This window comes from Leifsonia sp. 22587 (assembly GCF_052044215.1).
GTDB classification, from domain to species: domain Bacteria; phylum Actinomycetota; class Actinomycetes; order Actinomycetales; family Microbacteriaceae; genus Leifsonia; species Leifsonia shinshuensis_C.
Map to the genome: position 1 here is coordinate 841,350 of NZ_JBQENB010000001.1, position 6,000 is coordinate 847,349.

5 protein-coding genes are annotated in these 6,000 nt (G+C 73.4%); 2 read left to right on the plus strand and 3 right to left on the minus strand.

Annotated features, from left to right (window positions below):
- The first annotated feature begins 58 nt into the window (after positions 1-58).
- Positions 59-2,995 carry a helix-turn-helix transcriptional regulator gene (locus tag ACTJI1_RS04160; protein WP_440741652.1) on the plus strand — a complete coding sequence of 979 codons (2,937 nt, stop codon included), beginning with the start codon at positions 59-61 and terminating at the stop codon, positions 2,993-2,995.
- A 43-nt stretch (positions 2,996-3,038) separates the two neighbouring features.
- On the opposite strand, the gene ACTJI1_RS04165 is transcribed toward ACTJI1_RS04160, so the two are convergent.
- The gene (locus ACTJI1_RS04165; protein WP_440741653.1) at positions 3,039-3,455 is read right to left on the minus strand and encodes a TraR/DksA family transcriptional regulator; all 417 of its coding nucleotides are present in this window, start codon (positions 3,453-3,455) and stop codon (positions 3,039-3,041) included.
- A gap of 99 nt (positions 3,456-3,554) precedes the next feature.
- Between ACTJI1_RS04165 and ACTJI1_RS04170 the strand changes: the two genes are divergently transcribed.
- Positions 3,555-3,845: a hypothetical protein gene (locus tag ACTJI1_RS04170; protein ID WP_440741654.1), complete on the plus strand. Its 291-nt coding sequence runs from the start codon at positions 3,555-3,557 to the stop codon at positions 3,843-3,845.
- Between the two features lie 30 nt (positions 3,846-3,875).
- On the opposite strand, the gene ACTJI1_RS04175 is transcribed toward ACTJI1_RS04170, so the two are convergent.
- Both ACTJI1_RS04175 and ACTJI1_RS04180 read right to left on the minus strand, forming a co-directional pair.
- Positions 3,876-4,364: a glutathione peroxidase gene (locus ACTJI1_RS04175; RefSeq protein WP_310130394.1), complete on the minus strand. Its 489-nt coding sequence runs from the start codon at positions 4,362-4,364 to the stop codon at positions 3,876-3,878.
- A 71-nt stretch (positions 4,365-4,435) separates the two neighbouring features.
- Complete coding sequence (locus ACTJI1_RS04180; protein WP_440741655.1) at positions 4,436-5,821, minus strand: L-serine ammonia-lyase; 1,386 nt, start codon at positions 5,819-5,821, stop codon at positions 4,436-4,438.
- Positions 5,822-6,000 lie beyond the last annotated feature (179 nt).

Sequence of the window (6,000 nt, forward strand, 5' to 3'; positions counted from 1 at the left end):
GAGCGAAGCGGGGCGCGGGGCTGGTCCGGATGTCGGTGGCTCGTGGCACGATGAAGCCATGCGAGCAGCGACGTCGAGCCTCACGCTGATCGGGCGCGAACCCGATCTGGAGGCTCTGCGCGCCGAGGCGGCGGCGGCCGCGGCGGGGGAGCCGCGCGCCGTCGTCATCGGCGGGGAGGCGGGTATCGGCAAGTCGCGCCTGCTCGAGGATTTCCTCGCCGGCCAGGAGTCCACCGCCACCGTGCTGCTCGGCCGGTGCGTCGACCTGGGCGCCGACGGAGCGCCGTACGCTCCGTTCGCGGCGGTGCTGCGGAGACTCGTCCAGGTGGCCGGGCTCGATCGCGTCCTCGAGATCGCCGGCTCCAGTGCGGGCGTCCTGCCCGCGCTGCTGCCCGAGCTGGCCGACGAGTCGGCGGTCCCGCCGCGCACCGGGGCCGAGCGGCTCTACGAACTCGTGACGGAACTGCTGGAGAAACTGTCCGCCGAGCGCCTCGTCATCCTGGCGATCGAAGACCTCCAGTGGGCCGACCGGTCCACGCTCGAACTGCTGCGGTTCATCATCCGCATGGGCGAACGCGGTCGCCTCCTGGTCGTGCTGACCTACCGGAGCGAGGAGGTGCCGCGCGGGCACGTCCTCCGGTCGTGGCTTCCCGAGCTCGAACGCACCCGGCGGGTGACGCGCTGGGAACTGCCCCGTCTGGGCAGTGAGCAGGTCGCTCAGCTGGTCGAACAGCTGCTCGGCCGAACGCCCGACGACGGTTCGCTGGAGCGCGTGACCGAGCTGAGCGAGGGCGTGCCGTTCTTCGTGGAAGAGCTGGTCGGCATTGACGGCCTGCGCTCCGGAGACGACCTGCCTGAGACGCTGCGGGAGCTGGTGCTCGCCCGCTTCGAGCGCCTGAGCGAGCCTGCGCAGCGGCTGCTGCGGGTGCTCGCCGCAGGCGGCGTCTGCGTCACGCACGACCTGCTCGCCGCGGTGTTCGAGGGCACGCCCGAGCAGCTGGATGCCGCCGCACGCGAGGCGGTCACCGCGAACATCCTGGCGGCCGACTCCACCGAGTACTCGTTCCGTCACGCGCTGGTGCGGGAGGCCATCCACGCCGACCTGCTTCCGGGCGAACGGACGCGGTTCCACACCCGTTACGCGGAGGCGCTGGAGGCGTCGCCGCAGTGCTCGGCGGTGCAGCTCTCCGCGCACTGGCTGGCCGCCCACGACGTTCGGCGCGCGTTCATCGCCTCGCTGGAGGCGATGGAGGAGGCGAAGCGCTCCTACGCCTACGCGACGGCGGCGGCGATGGGCGACCGGGTGCTCGAGCTGTGGGACAGCGTCCCGGATGCGGAGGAGCTGAGCGGCCGAGACCGGATCGCCGTCATCGCCCGCACGGCGTCGGCGCTGCGCAACGCGGGCAACAACGACCGCGCCCTGGCGCTCGTCGACGTCGCGCTCGCCGAGGCGGACGGGCTCGCGCCCTCGCGGCACGCGCGCCTGCTGCGCGACAAGGCGCAGTACTTGGCGAACCTCAACCGTCCCGGAGGCACGGAACTGCTGGAGCGTGCGCTCGCGCTGGTGCCGCCGCAGGCCGTCCCCTCGGGCGATCCGCTGCGGCCGCACCTGCTCACCGAGCTGGCGGCTCTGCGGATGCTGGCGGGCGACTTCGAGGCCGCGATCGAGACGGCGCGCGCGGCGCTCGCGGAGGCGGAGACCGCCGCGCCGCCGATGCGCTCGGTCGCGCACAACATCCTCGCGTCCTCTCTCGTCGCCTCGGACCGGCTCGACGAGGGGTTCGCGGAGTTCGAGCTCGCCGGATCTCTCGCCGCCGGGGACGCGGGCGCGACGCTGCGCTACGCCGTGAACGCGTCCGACGCGCTCAACTCGGTCGGGCGATACGCCGACGCGGTGCGGCTGGCGCAGTCCGGCGTCGCCCGCGCACGTGAGCGCGGAGTGGAGCGCACCTCGGGCATCTGGCTCGCGGCGAACACGGCCGAGCCGCTCATCGCGCTCGGCGAGTTCGAGCGGGCGGAGGACCTGCTGCGCGTGGCGCTCGGCTTCGACGACCGCGCCGGGCTGTGCGCGCAGCTGCAGCGCGCCCGCCTCTGGGTGTGGCACGGCGAGCCGGGGCGGGCGGACGAGCTGCTGCGCCGGTTCCGCACGCCGCTGCGGGCCCTGGCCGAGCTGGAGCAGCAGACCCGGCTGTCCCTCGCGCGCGTGGCGGGGGAGACCGCGATCGCCCTCGGCGACTACGAGCGTGCGTGGGCCGAGACGCACGGGCTCGGGGAGCCGCCCTTCCGGCGCATGCCCGGCTACGACCTCCCGGTGCTCGTCAACGCCGCGCGGGCCCTGGCCGAGCTCGCGACCCAGGACGGAGGGAGCTCGGTCGTCGAGGTCGCCGGAGCCGCGCTCGACGTGGACTCCGAGGCGGATCGGCTGGAGGCCGTGCTGGACGACCTGCGCGGCTGGCCGACCGCGGACGCCTGGGCGCCGCTGGCCGACGCGGAGCTCGCGACCGCCCGGGCCGCCGTCTCCGGCGTGGCCGACCGCGGGGAGCGCTACGCCGATGCCGAGGAGGCGTGGCGGGTCGCGGCGGACGCGGGCGCTCTCGCGGTTGCACCCGTCCACGTGCGCCCGTACGCCCTGCTGCGGGGCGCCCGCGTCGCGCTCGCCGCCGGCGACCGTGAGCGCGCGGCAGGATTGATCGCCGACGGCCGGGCTCTCGCCGAGGCTTCCGGAATCCGGCTGCTCGTGGAGGCCGCCGACGCGCTCGGCGCGCAGCCCGCGCTGCGCACGGCGCCCGTCGCGGCGGCGCACGGCGCACCGCTGACCGAGCGGGAGGAGCAGGTGCTCGCGCTGATCGAGCAGGGTCTCAGCAACAAGCAGATCGGCGAACGGCTCTACATCAGCGCCAAGACGGCGAGCGTGCACGTGTCCAGCATCCTGCGCAAGGTCGGCGCGTCCAGCCGGACGGAGGCGGTGTACCTGGCGGCGCGGTCGTCGAGCTGAGCGGATGCGTCGAGCTGTGCCGGCGCTCGGTCGCCCGGGCGGCTCAGCTCTCGACCGCGACGGCGCATCGGATGCACAACTCCGCGGTCGGTCGCGCCCGAAGGCGGTCGACGCCGATGGAACGGCCGCACCGCAGGCAGGTGCCGTAGGTTCCGCGCCGGATGCGCTCGAGGGCCGCATCCACCGCCACGATGTCGTGCGCGGCATCCGACCGCAGCGCCTGCAGCCGGCTCCACTCCGACGACAGCGTCGGCCCTTCCGGGTCGTGCTCGTCGTCGGCGGTCGACTCCGACCGCGACGCCAGCAGAACCCCGAGCGACTCCGCCATCCGCTGCGCCTCGGCGACATCGCCGTCGCGCCGCTCCCGCAGCAGAGCCTTCAACTCCTGCAGCTCGGCGGCGGTCAGAGCGTCGTCGTCGACCCTCGTCACCTCGAGCTCCTCCGTCCTCGCATCGTTCACGAGCACACCCCTTCCGATCCCCCGATCGTGCCTTCCCGACCGGGTCAGCGTACGCCTCGCCGCCGGAAACCGGGACAGCGACGCGCGTAGGCTCAGCGGGTGCCCTCCTTCCGCGTGATCGTCGCCGTCGGCCGTCTGCGACCGGGCGTCGACCCGCGTTCGGTGGAGCCGACGGCGGCCGACGCGGCGCGCGAACTCGCCGTCGTGGAGGCCAGCAGCGTCGACGTCGTCGCCGGCGAGGCGCGCATCACGGTGCGGTTCACCGAGGACGGCGTCCCCGGGGCGCTGCGCGTCGCCGAGCACACCGTGGCACGGCTCGGCGCCGTGGCGGAGACGGGCGGCTGGCGGCTCACGGAGCGAGTCGGCGGACGGTGGTTCCGGCGCGCCTAGGCGCGTGTTCGCGGCGCGGTCTTCGCCGCCTCAGGCAGCCGCGGGCAGCGACTCCTCGATCAGGTCGATGATGGCCGGGTCGTCCGGCTCGGTCTGCGGGCGGAAGCGGTACACGGCGCCGTCGGGCGTGATGACGAACTTCTCGAAGTTCCACTTCACCCGGCCCGCCTTGCCGTCCTCGTCCGGCGTCTTCGTCAGCTCCTGGTAGAGCGGATGCGCGTTGCGCCCGTTCAGCCGCACCTTCTCCATCATCGGGAACGTGACGCCCCACGTGGTGGAGCAGTACTCCTTGATGGCGTCGGTCGAACTCAGCTCCTGCAGGAACTGGTTGCTGGGGAAGCCCACGACCGTGAACCCGCGGTCACCGTACTCCTTCTGCAGTTGCTCGAGCTTCTCGTACTGCGGGGCGAGCCCGCAGCGGGAGGCGACATTGACGACGAGGATCACCTTGCCCGCGAATGCGGACAGGCTGGTCGGCGCGCCATCGATGGTTTGGAAGGGGATGTCCATCACGGTCATGATCGCGAGCGTATTGCGGAAGGCTCCGAACCGGCTCGGAGTCCGGCGCGGCGGCAGGGGGCGGCGCTCCCTCAGCACTCGATGACGTTGACCGCGAGGCCGCCTTCGCTCGTCTCCTTGTACTTGGTGGACATGTCGATGCCTGTCTGGCGCATCGTCTCGATCACCGTGTCCAGCGACACCAGGTGCCGGCCGTCGCCGTGCAACGCCAGCCGGGCGGCGGAGACAGCGGTGGACGAGGCGATCGCGTTCCGCTCGATGCACGGGATCTGCACCAGGCCGCCGACCGGGTCGCACGTGAGTCCGAGGTGGTGCTCCATCGCGATCTCAGCGGCGTTCTCCACCTGCCGCGGCGTCCCGCCGAGCACCGCGCAGAGGGCGCCCGCGGCCATCGCGCAGGCCGAGCCGACCTCCGCCTGGCAGCCTCCCTCGGCGCCCGAGATCGACGCGTTCGCCTTGAACAGCGAGCCGATGGCCGTCGCGGTGAGCAGGTACTGGCGGATGCCCTCGGCCGACGCCCCGGGGACGAAGCGCAGGTAGTAGTGGGCGACGGCCGGCACGATGCCCGCCGCGCCGTTCGTGGGTGCCGTGACCACGCGGCCGCCCGAGGCGTTCTCCTCGTTGACCGCGAGCGCGAAGGCGTGAAGCCACTCCAGGGCGGTCGCGCGGCCCGGGTCGTCCTGCACCGACTCCAGGTGCTCGCGCATCGCGGCGGCACGCCGACGGACGCCGAGTCCGCCGGGCAGCGTCCCGTCGCCCGCGAGTCCCCGGGCGACGCACTCGGCCATCGCCTCCCAGATCAGGTCCAGCCGCTCGCGGGTCGCGTCGGCACCGTGCAGCGCGATCTCGTTGCGGCGCGCGACCTCGCAGATCGGGATACCGTCCCGCTCGCAGATCGCCAGCAGCTCCTCGGCGGTGCCGTACGGGAGCGGGTGCGACTTGCGCGCGGCGAGCGCGGCCTCCTCACCGTCGCGGCGGATGAACCCGCCGCCGATGGAGTAGTACGTCTCCTCGAGCAGGGGGAGCGGCGAGCGCTCGCCCGACTCCGACCGGCCCCACGCGCGCAGGGTCAGCGCGTTCGGGTGGCCGGGCAGTCGGGTCCGCGGCTCGAAGGCGATGTCGTCCTTCGCCAGCGGGATGGTGCGAGCGCCGGCCAGCATAAGGGTCGCGCCCGGCTGCAAGTCGGACCAGGCGCCGCGGACGTCCTCCGGGCGGCAGGTCTCCGGCTGCAGCCCGCGCAGGCCGGCGATGACGGCATCCGGGGTCCCGTGGCCGATGCCGGTGGAGCCGAGCGACCCGTACAGCGTGCAGGTGACCTGGTCGACGCGGTCGAGCATCCCCTCGTCCTGCAGGCGGGAGGCGAACGCCGCGGCGGCCCGGAGTGGTCCGACGGTGTGCGAACTCGAGGGACCGATGCCGATCGAGAACAGGTCGAAGGCCGAGACGTACGCTGTCACTTATCCAGTGTATGTCGCCCGGAGCGACGCTTTCCCGCGTCCCCGCGCGCATCCGCGCACGGATCGTGCGCGGGCGCCGCCCGCGGTGTGCGCGTCCGTCCCGGGGCGGGGCGCGATTCGTGCTGTGTGCGCATATCCGCGTCGGGGGTGGGGCGACATTCGTGCCGAATGTCGTTTCT

Excerpts from the sequence above, each read along its gene's own strand:
- ACTJI1_RS04175 (WP_310130394.1), bottom strand. The coding sequence starts at position 4,364 with ATGACCGTGATGGACATCCCCTTCCAAACCATCGATGGCGCGCCGACC.
- ACTJI1_RS04160 (WP_440741652.1), top strand. The coding sequence starts at position 59 with ATGCGAGCAGCGACGTCGAGCCTCACGCTGATCGGGCGCGAACCCGAT.